Annotated in this window: 18 protein-coding genes; 5 read left to right on the top strand and 13 right to left on the bottom strand. The window is 75.3% G+C overall.

What is annotated here, in order from left to right:
- Positions 1-35 precede the first annotated feature (35 nt).
- Positions 36-1,532 (top strand): sodium/proline symporter PutP, encoded by a 1,497-nt coding sequence (putP, locus tag AVL61_RS00675; RefSeq protein ID WP_058872443.1) that lies wholly within the window; start codon positions 36-38, stop codon positions 1,530-1,532.
- 102 nt (positions 1,533-1,634) lie between these two features.
- On the opposite strand, the gene AVL61_RS00670 is transcribed toward putP, so the two are convergent.
- The 5 genes from AVL61_RS00670 to AVL61_RS00650 all read right to left on the bottom strand — a co-directional run bounded on the left by AVL61_RS00670 (position 1,635) and on the right by AVL61_RS00650 (position 9,677).
- Entirely contained in the window at positions 1,635-2,603 is a 969-nt protein-coding gene (locus AVL61_RS00670) for an L-lactate dehydrogenase (RefSeq protein WP_058872442.1), read from the bottom strand.
- A 111-nt stretch (positions 2,604-2,714) separates the two neighbouring features.
- Positions 2,715-4,781, bottom strand: coding sequence for a penicillin-binding transpeptidase domain-containing protein (locus tag AVL61_RS00665; protein ID WP_058872441.1), 2,067 nt, complete (start codon positions 4,779-4,781; stop codon positions 2,715-2,717).
- 170 nt (positions 4,782-4,951) lie between these two features.
- Positions 4,952-5,914 carry an HpcH/HpaI aldolase/citrate lyase family protein gene (locus AVL61_RS00660; protein ID WP_082696885.1) on the bottom strand — a complete coding sequence of 321 codons (963 nt, stop codon included), beginning with the start codon at positions 5,912-5,914 and terminating at the stop codon, positions 4,952-4,954.
- A gap of 282 nt (positions 5,915-6,196) precedes the next feature.
- Positions 6,197-8,767 carry an ATP-dependent helicase HrpB gene (gene hrpB, locus AVL61_RS00655; protein WP_058872440.1) on the bottom strand — a complete coding sequence of 857 codons (2,571 nt, stop codon included), beginning with the start codon at positions 8,765-8,767 and terminating at the stop codon, positions 6,197-6,199.
- Between the two features lie 100 nt (positions 8,768-8,867).
- Complete coding sequence (locus AVL61_RS00650) at positions 8,868-9,677, bottom strand: alpha/beta fold hydrolase (RefSeq protein WP_058872439.1); 810 nt, start codon at positions 9,675-9,677, stop codon at positions 8,868-8,870.
- Between the two features lie 99 nt (positions 9,678-9,776).
- Here AVL61_RS00650 and AVL61_RS00645 point away from each other — a divergent pair, with 99 nt between their 5' ends.
- The 3 genes from AVL61_RS00645 to AVL61_RS00635 all read left to right on the top strand — a co-directional run bounded on the left by AVL61_RS00645 (position 9,777) and on the right by AVL61_RS00635 (position 13,011).
- On the top strand, positions 9,777-10,751 hold the full coding sequence (locus tag AVL61_RS00645) for a 1,4-dihydroxy-2-naphthoyl-CoA synthase (RefSeq protein WP_058872438.1): 975 nt from the start codon (positions 9,777-9,779) through the stop codon (positions 10,749-10,751).
- A 70-nt stretch (positions 10,752-10,821) separates the two neighbouring features.
- Positions 10,822-11,985 carry an AMP-binding protein gene (locus AVL61_RS00640; protein WP_058872437.1) on the top strand — a complete coding sequence of 388 codons (1,164 nt, stop codon included), beginning with the start codon at positions 10,822-10,824 and terminating at the stop codon, positions 11,983-11,985.
- Between the two features lie 147 nt (positions 11,986-12,132).
- On the top strand, positions 12,133-13,011 hold the full coding sequence (locus AVL61_RS00635; RefSeq protein WP_058872436.1) for a 1,4-dihydroxy-2-naphthoate polyprenyltransferase: 879 nt from the start codon (positions 12,133-12,135) through the stop codon (positions 13,009-13,011).
- Positions 13,012-13,039: 28 nt separating this feature from the next.
- Here AVL61_RS00635 and AVL61_RS00630 read toward each other — a convergent pair whose 3' ends face one another.
- Positions 13,040-13,327 carry a DUF4229 domain-containing protein gene (locus AVL61_RS00630; protein ID WP_058872435.1) on the bottom strand — a complete coding sequence of 96 codons (288 nt, stop codon included), beginning with the start codon at positions 13,325-13,327 and terminating at the stop codon, positions 13,040-13,042.
- 91 nt (positions 13,328-13,418) lie between these two features.
- Between AVL61_RS00630 and AVL61_RS00625 the strand changes: the two genes are divergently transcribed.
- On the top strand, positions 13,419-13,892 hold the full coding sequence (locus AVL61_RS00625; protein ID WP_058872434.1) for a PLD nuclease N-terminal domain-containing protein: 474 nt from the start codon (positions 13,419-13,421) through the stop codon (positions 13,890-13,892).
- 235 nt (positions 13,893-14,127) lie between these two features.
- Here the strand turns inward: AVL61_RS00625 and ccsB are convergent, their stop codons facing one another.
- The 7 genes from ccsB to AVL61_RS17235 form a co-directional block, all read right to left on the bottom strand.
- Positions 14,128-15,210 carry a c-type cytochrome biogenesis protein CcsB gene (ccsB, locus tag AVL61_RS00620; RefSeq protein WP_058872433.1) on the bottom strand — a complete coding sequence of 361 codons (1,083 nt, stop codon included), beginning with the start codon at positions 15,208-15,210 and terminating at the stop codon, positions 14,128-14,130.
- Between the two features lie 13 nt (positions 15,211-15,223).
- Positions 15,224-17,104, bottom strand: a complete 1,881-nt coding sequence (gene resB / locus AVL61_RS00615; protein WP_231738227.1) for a cytochrome c biogenesis protein ResB — start codon at positions 17,102-17,104, stop codon at positions 15,224-15,226.
- A 44-nt stretch (positions 17,105-17,148) separates the two neighbouring features.
- A complete protein-coding gene (locus tag AVL61_RS00610) occupies positions 17,149-17,910 on the bottom strand; it encodes a cytochrome c biogenesis CcdA family protein (protein WP_058872432.1) in 762 nt (253 codons plus the stop codon).
- The gene (locus AVL61_RS00605) at positions 17,907-18,527 is read right to left on the bottom strand and encodes a TlpA family protein disulfide reductase (RefSeq protein WP_058872431.1); all 621 of its coding nucleotides are present in this window, start codon (positions 18,525-18,527) and stop codon (positions 17,907-17,909) included. The genes AVL61_RS00610 and AVL61_RS00605 overlap by 4 nt, the downstream gene beginning before the upstream one ends.
- A 54-nt stretch (positions 18,528-18,581) precedes the next feature.
- The gene (locus AVL61_RS00600) at positions 18,582-19,253 is read right to left on the bottom strand and encodes a histidine phosphatase family protein (protein WP_157571236.1); all 672 of its coding nucleotides are present in this window, start codon (positions 19,251-19,253) and stop codon (positions 18,582-18,584) included.
- A 49-nt stretch (positions 19,254-19,302) separates the two neighbouring features.
- Complete coding sequence (locus AVL61_RS00595) at positions 19,303-19,566, bottom strand: glutaredoxin family protein (RefSeq protein ID WP_058872429.1); 264 nt, start codon at positions 19,564-19,566, stop codon at positions 19,303-19,305.
- Positions 19,567-19,662: 96 nt separating this feature from the next.
- Entirely contained in the window at positions 19,663-19,761 is a 99-nt protein-coding gene (locus AVL61_RS17235) for a 30S ribosomal protein bS22 (RefSeq protein ID WP_005504750.1), read from the bottom strand.
- Positions 19,762-19,851 lie beyond the last annotated feature (90 nt).

Genomic DNA, 19,851 nt, shown 5'->3' with positions numbered 1-19,851 from the left:
GCTCCACCGGGCCGGCTCCGGGCGGAAAGGACACCATGACCCAAGAGATATCCCAGACGATCGCGATCGTCATCTATTTCGCCGCCATGATCGGCATCGGCCTCTACGCCAACAGCAGGACGAAGAACCTCGACGACTACATGCTCGGCGGGCGCAACCTCAAGCCGGGCGTCGCCGCGCTCAGCGCCGGCGCCTCCGACATGTCCGGCTGGCTGCTCCTGGGCCTGCCGGGCGCGGTCTTCCTCTCCGGCCTGGTCGAGGCGTGGATCGCGATCGGCCTGATCATCGGCGCGTGGGTCAACTGGAAGTTCATCGCGCCCCGGCTGCGCTCCTACACCGAGGTCTCGCACAACTCGATCACGATCCCGTCCTTCCTGGACAACCGGCTCAAGAGCGGGTCCCGGCTGCTGCGCATCGTCTCGGGTCTGATCATCCTGGTGTTCTTCACGTTCTACGTCTCCTCCGGCATGGTCGCCGGCGGGCTGTTCTTCCAGTCCTCCTTCGGCTCGACCTACCACGCCGGCCTGCTCCTGGTGGTGGGCGTGACCATCGCCTACACGCTCTTCGGCGGCTTCCTGGGCGCGACCTACACCGACGTGGCGCAGGGCATCCTGATGTTCATCGCCCTGATCATGGTCCCGGTCGTCGGCATCATCAACGTCGGCGGCTTCGGGCAGATGACGGAGAACATCACCTCGGTGGACCCGGACGCCCTCTCGCTCGTGCGCGGCGCCACCGTGATCGGCGTCGTCTCGGCCCTGGCGTGGGGTCTCGGCTACTTCGGCCAGCCGCACATCATCGTGCGCTTCATGGCCATGCGCTCCCCCTCCGACGCCAAGACCGGCCGCCGGATCGGGCTGAGCTGGATGGTGCTGAGCGTCATCGGCGCGGTCGCCACCGCCCTGGTCGGACTGGCCTACTACGGCAACCGCCCCGACGAGAGCCCGACCGACCCCGAGTCCGTGTTCCTGGACCTCGCACAGGTCTTCTTCCACCCCGTCGTCGCGGGCTTCGTCCTGGCGGCCGTGCTCGCGGCGATCATGTCCACGGTCTCCTCCCAGCTCATCGTCTCCTCCTCCGCCCTGGTGGAGGACCTGTACAAGCTGACCGTCAAGGAGTCCCCGTCCGAGCGCAAGCAGGTGTGGATGGGCCGCGCGGGCGTGGCGGCCGTGGCCGTCGTGGCGACGTTCCTGGCCTGGGAGCAGAACAACACGATCCTCGGCCTCGTGGCCTTCGCGTGGGCCGGCTTCGGCGCCTCGTTCGGCCCGGTCGTGATCCTCTCCCTGTTCTGGCGCAAGCTCACGAACCTGGGCGCGATCACCGGCATGATCCTGGGCGCGGTCACCGTGTTCGTGTGGACCGTGACCCCGTGGGCCGACCTCTACGAGATCATCCCCGGCTTCGTCGTGGGCCTCGTCTCCGCCGTGCTGGTCTCGAAGGCCACCTACCGGCGCGACGAGGAGGTCGAGCGCGAGTTCGACGACGCCGTGCGCCTCACCCACGCGGCGCAGGACGAGATGGCCAGCCGCTGACCTCTCGCAGCCCGCGCGCCGGGGCCCGTTCCGCACGCCGGAACGGGCCCCGGTGCCGTTCGCGGGCCGGTCTCCCGCCCCGGGCCCGCGGCTGCTCGCGGCTCAGTACCCGATCGAGGCCAGCGTGGCCCGGATCGCCTCGGCGGAGCGGTGCAGCATGGCCAGCTCCTGCTCGTCCATGGGCACGACCAGCCGTTCCACGACGCCCCGCCGGGCGACGACCGACGGCACGGACAGCGCGACCCCGCTGATCCCCCGGTAGTCGTCGAGGACCGTGGACACCGGCAGCACGGCGTGCTCGTCCCGCAGCACGGCCTCGGCCACGCGCGCCCCGGCCAGACCGATCGCGTAGTTGGTGGCGCCCTTGCCCTGGATGACCGTGTACGCCGCGTTGATGGTCCGGTGCGTGATCTCGTCCAGCCGGTCGTCGGTGAACGGCCGGCGCCCCTCGACCGTCCACTCGCGCAGCGGGATCTGCCCGATGTTCGCGTTCGACCACAGGGGGAACTCGGTGTCCCCGTGCTCGCCGACGATCGTGGCGTGCACGCTCGTGGTGGACACCCCGCCCTCCTCGGCCAGCAGCCACCGCAGCCGGGAGGTGTCCAGCACGGTCCCGGAGGACATCACCTGCTCCGGGGGCAGCCCGGTGAGCTTCTGCGCGATCACCGTGAGCACGTCGCACGGATTGGTCACCAGGACGTACACGGCCTCGGGCGCCTGCTCCACCAGGCGCGGCATCAGCCCCTCGAGGATCGCCGCGTTGGCGCCCGCCAGCTCCATCCGGGTCTGGCCGGGCCGCTGCTTGGCCCCGGCGGTCACGAAGACCACGTCCGAGCCGGCCAGCACGGCGACGTCGTCGGAGCCGGTCACCCGGGAGCTGGGGGTGAACATGGCCCCGTGGGCCAGGTCCAGGCCCTCGGCGCGGACCCGGTCCCCGGCGAGGTCGTAGAGGGCCACCTCCTGGGCGACGCCCTTGATGAGGGCCGCGTAGGCCAGGGACGAGCCGACGGACCCGGCGCCGACCACGCCGATCTTGGTCCTCGCGGGGGTGGTGGGCACGGTCTCGGGCACGAGGGGCTCCTGACGGTCTCGGCGGTCCGCGGCGGCGGACGGTGTCCTCCCATCCTGGGCCAGCGGCGCCGGTCGCGGAAGGGGGACGCCGGCGCCTCGCCCCGGCGTCCCTCAGCCGGCGCGGGACGCGGAGGCCGCCGCGGCCAGGAAGTCGCGCATGATGGGGCCGCCGGTGACCGAGCCCAGGTCCCCGTCCTCCACGAAGACCGCCACGGCGAGGTCCTCGTGCTCGGCGATCACCCAGGAGTGGGTCCGGGGCGGGTCCTCCTCGCCGAACTCGGCCGTGCCGGTCTTGCCGATCGCGGTGTCCGGCTCGAGCTCCTGGAGCACGCCCAGGTGCCCGGAGGAGACGACGGCCCGCATCATGGTGCGCAGCTGCTCCGCCTCCTCGGCGGTCAGGGGCTCCTGCGGGCCGGGCCCGGCAGCGGCCGTGCCGGTGGCGCCGGGGGCGTCGTCCGGGGCCAGGCCCTCGGTGCTGACCAGCCGGGGGGTGACGAGCTGCCCGGCGGCCACCGAGGCGGTGAGCCGGGCCATGCTCAGCGGGGACACGAGCGTGCGGCCCTGCCCGAACATCGCCGCGGCGTGCTGGGCGGGCGGCTCGTCCTGCGGGATCTCGCCCCAGAACGCGGGCACGGCCGACTCGGCGGGCACGCCGATTCCGAGCGCGGCCGCGGCCGCGGCGAGGTCCGCCTGGCCGATCCGCTCGTGCTGGTCCACGAAGGTGGTGTTGCAGGAGTGGGCGAGGGCCTCGGTGAGGGTGATCGAGCCGGTGAACTCGGCCGGATAGGACTCGACGTTGTCGATCCGCACGCCCGCCGCGGTCGTGGACGGCGGGCACGGCACCTCCGTCCCGGGGGTGTCGCCCTCCCGGAGCATCCCCAGGGCCGTGACGACCTTGAAGGTGGAGCCGGGGGCGTACCGGCCCAGCAGCGCGGTGGAGTAGCCCTCGGAGCCCGGCCCGTTGGCCGAGGCGACGAGCTCGCCCGTGGAGGGCCGGACCGCCACGACCGCGGACGGGGACTCGATCCCGGCCAGCAGCTCCTCCGCGGTGGCCTGGAGCCCGCGGTCCAGGGTCACCGCGACCGGCTCCCCGGCCTGCGGCGGCACCTCGAACAGCGGCTCGCCGGCGGCCGGCCGCACGCCGTCGGCACCGGACCCGGACTCCTCCGCGGGCCTCCCCCCGGTCTCCGTCACGACCTCCTCCACGACGACGCCGGGCCTGCCGCGCAGCCGCTCGTCGAAGCGCTCCTGGACTCCCCCGCGGCCGATCGCCGTCCCGGGGGCGAGCTGCCCGCCGGAGTCCGCCACGTCCTCGGCCGTCGCCTCGCCCACGCCGCCCAGGAGGTCGGCGGCGAAGCCGCGGGACGGGGCCAGCGGCATCTCGTCCTCGACCGCGAGCAGCCCCGGGACGGCCTCCAGCCGCCGGGCGTCCAGCTCCCGGAAGTCCTCCTCGCGCAGCGGCAGGGCCTCGACGAACGCCTCGGGCCCGGCCTGCTCGACGGCCTCGGCGTAGGCGTCGGCGTCGAGGCCCACGACCTCGGCGAGCCGGCGCGCGGCCTCGCCGGGGTCCGCCCCCGCCAGCCGCGACCGGTCGATGCCGACCCGCCGGACGGGCCGCTCCGTCACCAGCGTCTCGCCGCCCGCCCCGAGGATGTCCCCGCGGTCCGCGTCCACCGTCCGCGCGCGCAGGGCCTCCCCCTCCTCCAGTCCCGGCCGCACCACGGCCGGGGACCACTCGGGGACCCACTCGCCGGACCCGCTGCGGACCAGCGGGAGGACGGAGTCGTAGGCCCAGTCCTGCTCCGCTCCCGGGAGGTCCCAGGACCAGGAGAGGGTGGCCTCGCGCCGCCCCTCCTGGCCCGTGTCCTCGACCGCGGCGACCTCGACGGCCGGGGCGACCTCGACGGCCGGGGCGGCCTCGCCGAGCCGGGCGACCGCCTGCTCGTACTGCTCCTGGGCGGAGGCGCCCTCGACGTCGCCGAAGGACAGCTCCGCGACGCTGCCCGCGCTCAGGGCCGCGGCGACCTGCTCGGCGGCCTCCCGGCCGTCGTCGGGGCCGAGCACCGAGCAGCCGGTCGCGAGGAGGACGGCGGAGAGGACGGCCGGGACCGCCGCGCCCGGCCGCCGGCGGAGCGGCCGGGACGCCGGGGGCTGCGGGGCGGGGCGTGGAGTCTGCACGCCCTCAATGTAGTCCGGCCCGCCCGGGGCGGCACAGGCCGGAAGGGGGCCGGGCACGGAAGAACCGGTGGGCGCCGTGTCTGCACGGCACCCACCGGTCCGTCGGACGCGGCGGGAGGGGGTGCGCTCCCGCGCGAGGCGGGGCCGGGTACCGGCCCCTCACCACCGGATCAGCAGTGGTACGTGTCGGTCGGCGCCTCGAAGTGGACGTCGTAGCCCTCGGGGATGCTCAGGCCGAAGGCGCCGGCCAGGCCCAGGATCTTCTTCGCGCGGGCGAGCCGGGGCAGGTCCGAGCCGTTGCGGATCTCCCCGCCGTCGGCGTCGAACTCCTGGAGGAACTCCGTGGCCCAGGACAGCTCGGACAGGGACGGGCTCAGGCCCTCGTTGACCGTGGCGGTCTGCTCGGGCATCAGGCACAGCTTGCCCGTCATGCCGAACTCCAGGGTCACGGACGTGGCCTCGGCCAGCTTGGGCCCGAGCGCCCCGACGGCGGGCCCGTCGATGGGCCCGGGCAGGTTGGCGGCCCGGGAGGCGATGGTGAACTGCGAGCGCGTGTAGGCCAGCGTCATGGGGTTCTCGCCGAATCCCGTGTCGCGCCGGAAGTCGCCCAGGCCGAAGCCGAGGCGGTACGTGGAGCGGGCGCCGGCGATGGCCTGCAGGTGCTGGACGCCGCGGGCCGTCTCGACGAGCGCGACGATCTTCGTGTCCTTGAGCAGCTCCGCGGTGCGGGTGACGTGCTCCGGGGACTCGACCATGGCCAGCATGACGCCGTCGAGGCCGCGGACCCCGGCGAGGGCCCGGAGGTCCTCCTCCCACCACTGGGTGCCGAAGCCGTTGACCCGCACCCACGCGTGGTGCTGCTCGCCGTTCTCGTCCCGGGCGTCCAGCCAGCTGATGACGTTGCGGCGGGCCCGCTCCTTGTCCTTGGGCGCCACGGAGTCCTCGATGTCCAGGACCACGACGTCGGCCGCGCTCGCCCGGGCCGCCGCGAACCGCTCGGCCTGGGCGCCGTTGACGAGCAGCCAGGAGCGGGCGAGCTCCGGGCCGACCGCGGGGACGGCGGCCTGGGGAACCAGCGGCAGGGACGAGGTGGTCGGGGTCGTCGACGAGGTCTCGATCGAGGTGGCAGTCATGAGGGCGTACCCGTTCTCCGTGAGGTGCAGCGTGCTGCGGTGCAAGAGCGTGCCGGGGCATTCGTGCTGGGAGGGCTGGTGCTGCCCGGCGGAACCGTGACCGGTGCCGGGCCCGCGGGAACGATCGCGTCGCGGGGGTCCGGCCGGTGCGTGCCCCGGACCGGGGATCGCGAGGTGGGCGAGCCGGTCCGTGCGCGCTGGATCAACGCGCTCGGCAGGTGCGGTGACTCCACCGTAACGCAGATCACACGCGGACGCCACCCGCCGTGCGCGGGCCCGGGCTCAGGAGCGGCGCGCCGTGCGGGCGGTCGCGGGGGCGGCCCACGGGTCCTCGGGCCACGGGTGCTTCGGGTAGCGGCCGCGCATCTCGGCGCGCACCTGGGCGTAGGGGCCGGACCAGAACGAGGCGAGGTCGTCGGTCACGGCCAGGGGCCGGCCCGCCGGGGAGAGCAGGTGGAACAGGACGGGGACCCGGCCGTCGGCGACCGTCGGGGACGCCGCCCACCCGAAGCACTCCTGCAGCCTGACGCTGACCACGGGCCGGCCCGCGGGGTCGTCGGCGGCCGGGTAGTCGATCCGGACCCGGCTGCCGCTGGCCACGGCCAGCCGCTCGGGCGCGAGCTCGTCGAGGCGGGTGGCCTCCGGCCACGGGAGCAGCCGGCGCAGGGGCGCGGCGAGGTCCGCCCGGCCGCCGCCGGCGAGGCCGTCGAGCTCGGGGGCGAGCCACTCGTCGAGGCGGTCGAGCAGGGCGGCGTCGGCCACGTCGGGCCACGGCGGCCCGAGCCGGTGGTGGAGCAGCGCGAGCCGGCGCCGGAGCCGGTCGGCGCCGTCCGACCAGCCGAGCAGGCCCAGGCCCTGCTCGGCCAGGGCCTCGCGCACTGCCGCCCGCGCCGCCGCCAGGGCGGGCCGCACGGGGGTCGAGGACAGCTCGATCGCCCCGAGCGCGCGGACCCGGCGGGCGCTCGCCCGCCCGCCCTCGAACCGGGTGCGCACCTCGTCGGTGAGCAGGTGCTCGGCGCAGCGCTCGGCGAGGGGACGGTCGAGGGCCGCCGCGGCCCGCACCACCGCCCCGGTCCCGGCGGCGGCCTGTCCGGCCGCCCGGGTGACGTCGGCGACGGCCAGCCACTCCTGGCCGGCGAGGCCGCTGCCCGGGGCCAGCCCCGCCCGGGTCCCGGAGGCGAGCAGGTACGTGTCCCCCACCTTCCGGGCGACCCGCTCCGGCAGCGCCAGCGCCACCACGGCGCCGGTCACGAGCTCGGCCGGGATCTCTCCGGCCCCCGCCGGCGCCGCGGAGGGCGCCGCGTCCGTGGCCGTGCGCTCCAGCCGGCGGGCCTCCTCCGCCCAGCGGCGGGCGTCCGGGGCCCGTCCGGAGCGCAGCTCCGCCAGCAGCCGGGAGAGGTCCCCGCCGGGCGGGCGGTGGTCGTCCGAGACCATCGCGACGACCTCGGCCGCAGGCCGGGCGCCCACGGCGCGGGCGCCGTCGAGCAGGCCGCGGGCCAGGCGCGGGTCCACGGGCACGGCCGCGAGCAGTCGGCCGGTCGCGGTGGCCCGGCCGTCGTCGTCGAGGGCGCCGAGCCCCCGCAGCACCGCGAGGGCATCGGCCAGGGCCGGTGCGGGCAGCGGGTCCGGCAGGGACAGGCCCCGTCCGCCGGGGGCGCCCCAGCAGGCCAGCAGCAGGGCGGCGCCCGTGAGGTCGGCGGCCGCGAGCTCGGGCGTCAGGTGGCGGGGCATCGCGGCCCAGGCGCGCTCGTCGTAGCAGCGCACGACCTCCCCGGGCCCGAGCCGGGCGGCGCGGCCCGCCCGCTGCTCCGCGGAGGCCCGGGAGGCCGCGACCGTGACCAGTCCCGTCATTCCGCGGCCGGCGTCGCGCCGCGGCTCCCGGGACAGCCCGGAGTCGACCACCAGGCGCACGCCCGGGACCGTCAGGGAGGACTCGGCGAGGGACGTGGAGACGACCACGCGGGGCGGGTCGCCCGGTCCGCGCCCCGACGTCGCCCGGTCCTGCTCGGCGGCGCCCACCCGGCCGTGCAGCTCGAGCACCTCGGTCCCCCGGCAGGTCTCCCGCAGCCGCCGGGCCACCTGGGCGACCTCCCACGCCCCGGGGACGAACACGAGCGCGTCCGTGGCGGCGTCCCGGGCCAGCGCCTGCGCGTGGGCGCCGGCCGCCGTCCGGGCGACGTGGTCGAGGAACGGGCGGGTCGCCCCGCGCTCGTCGGTGCGCCGGCCGGGGGCCGGGGCCCACCGGACCGTGAGCGGGTGCAGGGCGGCCGGGCAGTCGACCACCGGGGCCGGGCCGTCCTCGCCCAGCAGGCCGGCGAAGCGCGCGGCGTCGAGGGTCGCGGACATCGCGACGAGCACGAGGTCCTCGCGCAGCTGCCGGACCTCGGCCAGCAGGCCGACGAGCAGGTCGGACTCGAGACCGCGCTCGTGCACCTCGTCCAGGACCACGGCGTCCGTGCCGGGCAGCCCCGGATCCTGCAGCAGCCGGCGCAGGAGCACGCCGGGGGTGACGAACTCGACGAGCGTGCCGGGGCCGGCGCGCCGGTCGCCGCGCACCGTGTGGCCGACGAGCCCGCCCACCCGGGTGCCCGCCAGGTGCGCCAGCCGGCGCGCCGCCGAGCGCGCGGCGACCCGGCGGGGCTGGGTGACGACCACCCGGCCGGGCGCGGCCCCGGTGGCGCGCTCGTGCAGCAGGTCGGCGACCAGCGGGGGCACCAGGGTGGTCTTGCCGGTGCCGGGCGGGGCCTGCACCACGGCGGCACCGTGCCCGAGCGCCGCGCGCAGCTCGCCGAGCACCCCGGCGACCGGCAGGCCGGCGCCGATCCGGGCGAGGTCGAAGGGTGCGGTGCTCACGGTCCCCAGTCTGACACCGCCGCAGGGGGCCGGTCGCGCCGGTCCGGCCGTCGCGGGCGGCCACCGTCCGCAGCGGCCGTGCCCGGCGCGGGCCGGACGGTCAGTCCCCGGTGTGCGCCAGGAACCCGCGCAGCACCTCGGCGAACTTCTCCGGTGCCTGCGAGTGCACCCAGTGGCCGGCCTCGCGGATCGTCACCCGGTGCGCCCGGGGGAACAGCCCGCGCATGACCGGTGCGTGCTCGTCCCGGACGTAGTCCGAGCGCCCGCCGGCGATCCACAGCACGGGCCCCTCGTAGACGGCGTCCCCGGTGTCCGGGAAGCCGCCGATGGCGTCCAGGCTCGTCCGCAGCAGCTCGAGGTTGGGCTCCCAGGAGAAGCCGTCCTCGCCGCTGCGCAGGTTCTGCAGCAGGAAGCTGCGGGTGGTGTCCCACGGGATGGGCTCCTTGAGGGCCTCGTCCGCGTCCGAGCGGCGCTCGAGGGCGCTCAGGTCCACGGCCGCGAGACTGTCCAGCAGGTGCGCGAACTCGCCCTCGCCGCCCCCGGTCCGCGTGGGCGAGATGTCCACCACGACGAGCCGGGAGACGAGCTCCGGGTGCCGCAGCGCCAGCACCATGGCCACCTTGCCGCCGAGGGAGTGCCCGACGACGGCGACCGGGCCCGCCGCGGCGAAGTCGTCCCGCAGGGTCTCGGCCACGGAGTCGGCCATCTGCGCGTAGTCCACCCGGTCCGTCCACTCCGACCGGCCGTGGTTGGGCAGGTCCACCAGCAGGCTCCGGAAGTCCGGCCGGAGGTCCTTGGCGATCCGGGTGAAGTTCTTGCCCCGGCCGAACAGGCCGTGCAGGAAGACGACGGGCTCGCCGTCGTCCCCGACGGGGGTGGTGTGCAGAGTGCTCGTCCGGGTCTCAGCCATCCTCCGAGCTTAGCCAGGTCCCGGCGCCCGCGTCCCGCGCGGCGGCGGCGCTCGCTCCCGCGCCCGCCCCCGGGCGGGCGCCGCACGTAGACTCGGGGCGTGACTGACTCCACCCCCACCACCGGCAGCGACCTCCCCGAGCAGGTCTCGGAGCTCTTCGACCCCGCGCAGTGGCGGACGGTCGAGGGTTTCCGGGACCTGCAGGACCTCACCTACCACCGCGGCGTGGAGCGGGCCCCGGACGGCACGGTCGTCCGGGACCTCCCGTGGGTGCGGATCGCCTTCGACCGCCCCGAGGTGCGCAACGCCTTCCGCCCGGGCACGGTCGACGAGCTCTACCGCGCGCTCGACCACGCGCGGATGTCCTCCGACGTGGGCGCCGTGGTCCTCACCGGCAACGGGCCCTCCCCCCGGGACGGCGGCTGGGCCTTCTGCTCCGGCGGGGACCAGCGCATCCGCGGCCGGGACGGCTACCGCTACGCCGGGGGCGAGACCGCGGAGAGCATCGACCCGGCCCGCGCCGGGCGGCTGCACATCCTGGAGGTGCAGCGCCTGATCCGCACCATGCCCAAGGTGGTCATCGCAGCGGTCCCCGGCTGGGCCGCGGGCGGCGGGCACTCCCTGCACGTGGTCTGCGACCTCACGATCGCCTCCCGGGAGCACGGGCGGTTCAAGCAGACGGACGCGACCGTCGGCTCCTTCGACGCCGGCTACGGCTCCGCGCTGCTCGCCCGGCAGGTGGGGCAGAAGGCGGCCCGCGAGATCTTCTTCCTGGCCCGGGAGTACGACGCGCAGCGGATGCACGAGCTGGGCGCGGTCAACGAGGTCGTCCCGCACGCGGAGCTGGAGAACGCGGCGATCGACGCCGCCCGGGACGTGGCCGCCCAGTCCCCGCAGGCCATCCGGATGCTGAAGTTCGCGTTCAACCTGCCCGACGACGGGATGGTCGGCCAGCAGGTCTTCGCGGGCGAGGCGACCCGCCTGGCGTACATGACCGACGAGGCCGTCGAGGGCCGGGACGCGTTCCTGGGCAAGCGCGACCCGGACTGGTCCGGCTTCCCCTACTACTTCTAGGGCGCCCGCCGCCGGGCCACGGCCCGTCCCCGGGTCACGGTCCGGCCGGCGGCACGAGGAGGAGGCCGCGATGGCCGAGCTGACCGTCCCCGGCGACGCCGTGGTGCTCGACGGGCCCGTGCCCGGGGACCCCCTGCGGCTGCTGTCCCCGCTGACCCGGGCGCTGGCGCGCGAGGGCCCCGCCGTCGTCGTGCGCACCTCCGGGTCCACCGGCCGGGCCAAGCGCACGGTCCTCACCCGTGACGCGCTCGCGGCGTCCTCGATGGCCACCGCGGTGCGCACCGGCGGGGTGGGCCAGTGGCTGCTCGCCCTGCCCGTCCACTACGTGGCGGGCGTGCAGGTGCTCGTGCGCTCCCTCTACGCCGGGACGGACCCCGTGGTCCTCGATCCGGCGGCCCGCTTCACCCCCGAGGCCTTCGCCGCGGCGGCCGAGGAGCTGGACGACCCCGTGCGCTTCACCTCGATCGTGCCCACCCAGCTGCAGCGGATCCTGGACCCGGCGTCCGGGGTGCGCAACGGTGACGCGGTCTCGGCGCTGAAGAGCTTCTCCGCGGTCCTGCTCGGCGGCTCGGCCGCTCCCCCGCGCCTGCTCGCGGCCGCCCGGGACGCCGACGTCCGGGTGGTGGCCACCTACGGGATGTCCGAGACGTGCGGGGGCTGCGTCTACGACGGTGTGCCCCTGGACGGCGTCTCCGTGCACGTCGGGACGGCGGGGGACGACGACGCCCCGCGCCCCGGGTCCGTCCGCGGGCCCGGTCCGGGCCGGATCTGGCTCGGCGGGGACGTCGTGGCCGCCGGCTACGCCGGGGACCCCGAGCAGACCGCACGGCACTTCCGGGAGACCGCCGGCACGCGCTGGTACCGCACGGACGACCTCGGCGAGCTCTCCCCCGACGGCGTGCTCACGGTGCACGGGCGGGTCGACGACGTCGTGAACACGGGCGGGGTCAAGGTCGCCGCGGGACTCGTGACCGCCGTGCTGGCCGAGCACCCCGCGGTGCGTCAGGCCATGGTGCTGGGCGTGCCCGACGCCGAGTGGGGGCAGGCGGTGGGGGCCGCGGTCGTCGCCGCCCCCGGCGCCGACCGGCGGCGGCTGCGCGCCGAGCTCGAGGAGGCGGTGCGCGCCCGGCACGGCGCCGCCGCGGTGCCCCGGCGCTGGGCCTGGCCGGAGGAGCTGCCCCTGCTGCCCACCGGCAAGCCGGACCGCGCGGCCGTGGCCGGGATGCTCGGCTGAGCACCCGCTCCGTTCCGGGTCCGGTCCGGGCCCGGACCGGGGGCCGTGGCGGGGGCCGTGGCACAATGGTCCGCGGCCCCGGACCCCCGCCGCGGCCCGCATCCCGCATCCCGCACCCGTGCGGGTCGTTCTCGACGGAGGTACCCCGTGGCCACGCCAGCACAGTGGATCGAGGGAGCCCGGCTCCGGACGCTGCCGATGGCCCTCGCCCCCGTGGTGGCCGGCTCCGCCGCGGCCCAGGCCCTGTTCTCCTTCGAGCCCGTCCGCGCGCTGCTCGCCCTGCTGGTGGCCCTCTTCCTGCAGATCGGCGTGAACTACGCCAACGACTACTCCGACGGCATCCGCGGCACCGACGACGTCCGTGTCGGCCCCCTGCGCCTGACCGGCTCCGGGGCCGCCGCGCCCGGGCAGGTGAAGGCGGCGGCGCTGCTGTGCTTCGGCCTCGCCGCGCTCGCCGGCGCGGTCCTGGTGGTGCTGAGCCGCCAGTGGTGGTTCATCCCCGTGGGCCTCTCGGCCGTGCTCGCCGCGTGGGGCTACACCGGGGGGCGGAGCCCGTACGGCTACCGCGGGCTCGGGGACCTGTTCGTGTTCGTCTACTTCGGGCTCGTGGCCGTGCTCGGGACCACGCTCACCCAGGCCGGCACCCTCAACCTCGAGGCGTTCGTCGCGGCCCTGTCCACCGGCCTGATCGCCACCGCCCTGCTGATGGCCAACAACATCCGGGACCTGCCCGGGGACCGGGAGGTCGGCAAGCGGACGCTGGCCGTGCGGCTGGGCGACCCGCTGGCACGGGTGGTGTTCACCGCGGAGATCGCCGTGGCGTTCGCGCTGGTGCTGTTCCTGGTGCCCTACAACCCGTGGATGCTCCTCGTGCTGCTGCTCGTGCCGGTCGCCTGGGCGCCCGTGGCCACGGTGCTGCGGGTGCAGGACCGGCGCCGGCTCATCCCCGTGCTCCGGCAGTGCGGGGTGCTCAACGTGGGCTGGGCCGTGCTCTTCCTGCTGGCGGTGCTGCTGCGGCAGTGGTGAGGCCCCGCCGGGGCTCCGCGGCCCGTGCTCAGACCTCGCGGCCGTCCTCGCGCAGCCGCCGGTCCACGTAGGCGTCCTCGACCTCCTGGTCCTCGAGCGCCACCCGGTTGCGGGGCCTCGGCGCCCGGGCGAACCACCGGTGGAACTCCTCCCCCGCGGCGGCGTGCAGGCGCGGGAAGAAGAGGTAGGAGACCGCGAACGAGATCGCCACCGCGGCGACCCCGGAGAGGACCAGGCCCACGCCCAGCCACATGCTGACCAGGAAGACCAGCACGAGCAGCGCGAACCGGAGCAGGGAGTACTTCAGGAAGTTCACGCACCCAGTCTACCGGGGCCGCACTGAAGAACTCCCGGGAACTCCCGGGGCGCTGAGCTGGCGTCCAGGCAACTCCCCTACGATTGTCGGCATGGGCAGAGCCATCCTCATCATCGGCGCCGCCGCACTGGCGGTGGGCGTCATCGTCTACTCCCTCATCGAGTGCGCCCGGACCGACAGCAGCGACATGCGCGGTCTCCGCAAGGGCGGCTGGATCGCGGTGATCCTCCTCCTCCCGCTCGTCGGCGCCGTCCTGTGGCTGTTCCTCGGGCGCCCCAAGGGCACCGCGGAGTCCGCGCGCCCCGTGCGCGGCAAGGGCCCCGACGACGACCCCCAGTTCCTGCGCAACCTCGAGGAGCGCCGACGGCAGCAGGAGAAGGCCGAGAAGCTCCGGCAGTGGGAGGAGGAGCTGCGGCGCAACGGCGGGCCGGGCGCGGACGGGGACACCGGCCCGGACGACGGTCCCGGCGGGCGCCCCGACGAGGGGCCCTCGGACGGCTCGTCCGCCGGCCGCTCCGACGGGCCCACCGACGGCTCCCCCGGCAACCGGCCCCCGCACGACTGATCCACCCGGCGAGACCACCGGGCGGGACCACCCGGGCAGGACCACCCGGCCGGACCGGGCAGGACCTCCCGTCAGGACCAAGCAGGAGGACCGCCAGACGGGACCACGTGACGGAACCGCCCCGCAGTGGACCCGCCCCGGCCCGACGTCCCTGCCGCGACCGCCCCGACCACGACGAACGGCCCGCACCTCCCGGTGCGGGCCGTTCGTCGTCGCCCGGCGGGGGCGGCCGGGATCAGACCCCCGAGTAGGAGTGCAGGCCGGGGAAGACCGTGTTGACCACGGTGAAGTTGAAGATGACGCAGAGGTAGCCGACGATCGAGAGCCAGGCCGAGCGGTTGCCGGTCCAGCCCCGCGTGGCGCGGGCGTGCATGTAGGCGGCGTAGACCACCCAGATCACGAAGGTCCAGACCTCCTTCGTGTCCCAGCCCCAGTAGCGCCCCCACGCCTGCTCGGCCCAGATCGCGCCGGCGGCGAGGGTGAAGGTCCAGAACGCGAACCCGACCGCGTTGAGCCGGAAGGACAGGTTCTCCAGCGCCTGGGAGGACGGGACCAGGCCGAGGAAGCCCGCGCCGGTCCCCTCGCCGGCCAGGATGACCCGCTCGCGCCGAGCCTGCAGCAGCTGCAGGACGGCCATCGCGAACGTGATGGTGAAGACCCCGGAGGCGGCCACGGCGATGGACACGTGGATCACCAGCCACCAGGACTGCAGCGCGGGCTGCAGCGGTCCCACCGGGGTGGGGAAGCCGATGGTGGCCGCGCAGAGCATGATCACCACGAGCCCGGACACGAGGGAGCCCACGAAGCGCAGGTCCCGGGCCAGCAGGGACAGCAGGTACACGCCCGCGACGACCAGGGCGCCCGTGGTGCAGAACTCGTACATGTTGCCCCACGGCACCCGTCCGGCCGCGAACGCCCGGCTGAGCACGGCGGCGGTGTGCACCGTGAAGCCCAGGACCATGACGGCCACGGCCACGCGGGCGGCGGGCCGGCGCTCACCGGTGTAGCGCATCTCCTCGTCCGCCACGTGCCCGGCCAGGGCCGAGCGCGCTCCCGTGCGGTAGCCGCGCCCGCGGTGGCCCGCGCCGTGGCCGGCCCGGGCGTCGGCGGGCTCCGAGGCCGCCTGCGGGGACGCCGCGGAGGCGCCCGCCGCGGCGCCCACCAGCTCGTGCTCCTCGTCTCCCCCGGCCCCGCGCAGGGTCCGGGAGTGGGACGCCACGTCCCACGCGAAGGCCACGAAGGCCACCAGATAGGTCAGGGCGGCCAGGAGCATGAACAGCTGGCTCCAGGCGCCCAGGGTCTCGTTGACGACGGTCATGCCGCCCATCCTCTCACTCGTGGCCGGACCGGGCGTCGGGCCCGGTCTCCGGTCGGCTGCCGGTCCGCACCCGGCGGTCCGCCGCCGTGGTCGTCGCCGCGGTCGTCCCCGCGGTCGTCGCCGGGGCCGTTGCCGTGCTCGTTGTCGTGCTCGTTGCCGGGGTCGATCCCGTGCTCGTTGTCGTGCTCGTGCTCACCGCCGCGGCGGTCGCCGTGCTCTCCGTGTCCCGCACGCCGGCGTCCTGCCACTGCTCGGTCCACAGCCGGTCCAGCCGCTCGGCCTCGGCGCTCAGCCGGGGGTCCTCGCCGCGGGCCAGCAGCCCGTACTCCAGCACCGTGCAGGCCCGGCCGTCCCCGTCGACGCCCTCGGCCGCACGCACCCAGACGCGGCGGCGGGCGATGAACAGGGACATGAGCAGGCCGGCGAACGCGGCGACGAAGGAGACGAACGCGCCCGTCTTGCCGGGGTCGTAGTGGATGTCCAGGCCCACGTAGCGCTTGACGTCCAGGAACTCCACCGTGCCCTTGCCGTCGGGCAGCTCGTGCACGGGGTTCGCGGCGTCGAGCGTGATCGCGCCGTTCTCGCTGGTCATGGCGTTGAGCTCCGTGAGCGGCTCGACGTCGAGCACGTACACGTTCTGGGGCTCGCCGCTGTCCAGGCCGAGGTCGCCGTGGTAGGCGGAGAGGATCAGCCGGGGGTTGGCGAGGCCCGGGTCCACCGAGCGGGGCATCTCGCCGTCCCCGCCCACGGCGGTGGGCAGCAGCAGACCCACGAACCCGAGCTGGTCGGGGCGGGCGTCCGGGACCTTGAGCACGAGCGAGGACGTGTAGACGCCGTCGGAGGGGACCGTCACCACGGGCCCCTCGAAGGCGACGTCCCCGTTGCCGTCGGTCACCCGGATCACCGGGGCGTAGCCGTTGCCCACGAGATAGCTCTTCACGCCGTCCACGTTCAGCGGCTGGTTCACCTTGAGGACCTCCTGCCGCGGCTCGGCGCCGGGCTCGTCCTGCACCGTGACCTCCGCGGTGAAGTCCAGGGGCGCCCCGTAGTTGCGCGGGTCGGTGGTGTCCCGGTTGAACACGGCCTCGAAGCTGTCGAGCCGCACCGAGAAGGGCTCGAGCCAGTCGGCGTCGTAGTTGGTGCCGGGGGTGAAGGAGTCGTAGCCGATGAGGGTGTTGACGAAGGACTCGCCCTCCACGACCACCCGCTGGCCCTTGTAGCCGAAGAGGGAGCCGACGGCCACGGACACCAGCACGCCCAGCAGGGCCAGGTGGAAGACGATGTTGCCGACCTCCTTCCACATCCCGCGCTCGGCGGCCACCGACGGGGCGGCGGTCCCGGTGTCCCGCACCGCCACCCGGTATCCCCGCCTCCTGAGCAGCCGGGCGGCGTCGGCGACGACGTCGTCCGGGGCGGGCGGCTCGGCGCCGTCGCGCCCGCCGAGGGCGAGGGAGCGGTGCTCGGGCAGCCGCTCGAGCCGCCGCGGGGTGCGCGGGGGCTCGGCCCGCCACGCCCGCCAGTGCTTGGCCGCGCGCGGGAGGACGCACCCCACGAGGGAGACGAACAGCAGGATGTAGATCGCGGAGAACCACGCCGAGGAGAAGACGTCGAACAGCTGCACCCGGTCCAGCCACTCCCCCAGCACCGGGTTGTTGTCGAGATAGTCCTGGACCGCCGCCGGGTCCTGGATCCGCTGCGGGAAGATCGATCCCGGCACCGCGGCGACCGCGAGGAGCAGCAGCAGGAACAGTGCGGTGTTCATCTTGGTCAGCTGCGTCCAGGCCCACCGGGCCATGCCGAGGGGCCCGAGGGCCGGGAGCTCGACGTCCGGGCTCCGCGCCCCGGACGGGTCCGGGGTCGAGGGGCCCGACGACGGGGGCGCTGTGGTGCTCATGCCGGCCTTTCTGCGGTCGGGACGGGGCCGGGGCTCGGAGGTGCTCAGATCGGCATCACCCAGTCGGTGACGAGCTCGGCCTGGACCCACGAGACGAACGCGGTCCAGGCGCCCGTGACCATGAGCAGGCCGACCAGCACGAGCAGGCCGCCCCCGGCGCGCTGGATGCCCAGGCGGTGCCGGCGGAAGACGCCCATGGCGCCCATGCCCCGGCGCAGGGCCATGGCCAGGACCAGGAACGGCACGCCCAGGCCCAGGCAGTAGGCGACCGTGAGGACGGCCGCCTTGCCGGTCGAGGCGCCGTCCACGTAGACGAGCGCCTGCACGGCCGCGAAGGTGGGGCCGATGCACGGCGCCCAGCCGAGGCCGAACGTCACGCCGAGCAGGGGGGCGCCCCAGAGCCCGGGCGGGGGGCGGCGCTCGATCTTGCGGTCCCGCTGGAAGAAGGAGAACCCGCCGAGGAACACGACGCCCATGAGCATCACGAGGGCGCCGAGGACCACGGTGATCCAGTTCTGCCCCAGGAACCAGGCGTAGGCGCCCAGCTGGGCCAGGAGCACGGACATCAGCAGGAACACGGCGGAGAAGCCGAGGACGAACAGCGTGATCCCCGCGAGCACGCGGCCGCGCCGCTGCTCCTGCAGGTCCGCGCCGGTCAGGCCGGTGACGTAGCCGAGGTAGCCGGGCACGAGGGGCAGCACGCACGGGGAGGCGAAGGAGACGAGGCCCGCGAGCAGCGCCACGGGCAGCGCGACGAGGAGGGAGCCGTCGAGGACGATCTCGGCGAAGGGATTGCCTGCCGTCATGCCGCCTCGGCCACCGTGTCCTCGAGGAGGGTCTCGAGCACGGAGCGGTCCGCGATGCCGAGGATGCGGGCGGCCACCCGCCCCTGGGCGTCGAGCACGAGGGTGGTGGGCACGGCCTGCGGCGGCACGTAGGCGCTCAGCGCCATGAGCACGCCGCCGTCCTTGTCCTCGAAGGAGGGGTACGGGATCTCGAAGGTGCGCTCGAACGCCCGGGCGGTGGCCTGCTCGTCGCGCAGGTTCACCCCGTAGAAGGCGGCCTGCCCCTCGAACCGCTCGGCGAGCTCGCGGAGGTCGGGGGCCTCGACCCGGCACGGGGCGCACCCGGCGTACCAGAAGTTCAGCAGGGCCGGCTTCCCGCGCAGGTCCGCGGCGGAGAGGGCCGTGCCGTCGAAGAGCGTGCCGGAGAACTGCACCGGCTCCCCCCGCTCGGCGGCGGGGTACTCGGAGACCGTGCCGTCCCCGGCGATGTAGCCCTTCTGGTCCCCCGAGTTCGCCTGCTGGGCCAGGGAGTCCTCCTCTGTGCACCCGGCGAGGGCGAGCCCGAGGACGCCGAGGCCCGCGAGCGAGAGCACGCGGCGGCGGGACGGGCGGGAGGAGGGCGAGGGGCGGGAGGTCACGGGCGGATCACCTGGTGCTCTGGGCGGGACGGGGAGGGCGGCGGCGCCCGGCCATTATGAACCGGGAAGCTGGTTGACCCCTGGGTAGAGGGCGGCTGCCGGCTCGGTGTAGACCACCCGGGGCGGGCGGCCGGCGTCGAGGTCGTCGAAGACGAGCGACGTGATGGAGGCGAGGTTGCACTGCCGCCGGCGGGGGTCGTGCGGCAGGGGACGCCCCTCGGCGGAGCGCCGGGTGAGCCAGATCGGCAGCTGGTGGGACACCAGCACGGCCTCGGCGCCGCTGCCGCCGCGCTCCACGGCGGTGCGCCCGGCGTCCAGCACGGCTTCCACCATGCGCGCGACCTGCTGCCGGTAGGGCTCGCCCCAGGACGGGCGCAGGGGGTTGCGCAGATGCGGCCAGTGCCGGGGCCTGAGCAGCTCGGGGACGTCCACGTGCAGGCCCTCGAAGTGGTTGTGGGCCTCGATGACGCGTTCGTCCGGGTGCACCGGCAGGTGCAGCTCCCGGGCCACGGGAGCGGCCGTCTCCCGCGCCCGCTGCAGCGGGGAGGAGACGAGGTGGACGATGTGCGAGCCGGTGTTCACGCGGCGGGCGAGCTCCGCGGCGGCGGCCTCCGCCATGCGCGCGCCCAGCTCCGTGAGGCCGTAGCTGGGCATCCTGCCGTAGACGATGCGGTCCGGGTTGAGGACCTGGCCGTGGCGCAGCAGATGGACCGTCGAGGAGGGCATGGCTCCCATGATCCCAGACCGGGCGCACGGGCCCCAAAACGGTGGCGGCTCAGCCGGCCAGGCGCTCGCGCAGCAGCCGGGCGAGGCGCCGCTCGTCGATCTGCCAGAAGTCGCGCGGGACGCCGTCGACGAGCACCACGGGGATCTCCTCGGCGTGCCGGCGGGCCAGCTCGGGGTCGGTGTCGACGTCGACCTCCGCCCAGCCCAGGCCCAGCGCGGAGGTGACCCGGCCCACGGACTCCCGGGCGGCCTCGCAGAGGTGGCACCCCGGGCGGGTGAGGAGGGTCACGGCGGGAGGCTGCGGAGGGGTCATGGGGCCATGCTACGACCCCGCCGGAGCGTCCCGGGAACGCACCGGGGCCGCCGTCCAGGAGTGGACGGCGGCCCCGGTGGCGCGCTCAGCGCAGGGTCACTTCTTGTTGCGGCGCTGGTGACGGGTCTTGCGGAGCAGCTTGCGGTGCTTCTTCTTGGACATCCGCTTGCGGCGCTTCTTGATCACTGAACCCATAGGATCCCTCGCATCTTCATGTCTCGGTGGTGGTCCCCGGGAGCTCCGCGCGACAGGCGGGAACCGGGGGTGCCGGCCTGCGGACGGTGA

This window comes from Kocuria rosea subsp. polaris (assembly GCF_001483755.1).
Taxonomy (GTDB): domain Bacteria; phylum Actinomycetota; class Actinomycetes; order Actinomycetales; family Micrococcaceae; genus Kocuria; species Kocuria cellulosilytica.
The sequence above is the reverse complement of the archived record's forward strand: the minus strand, read 5'-3'. Positions and strand labels throughout refer to the sequence as shown.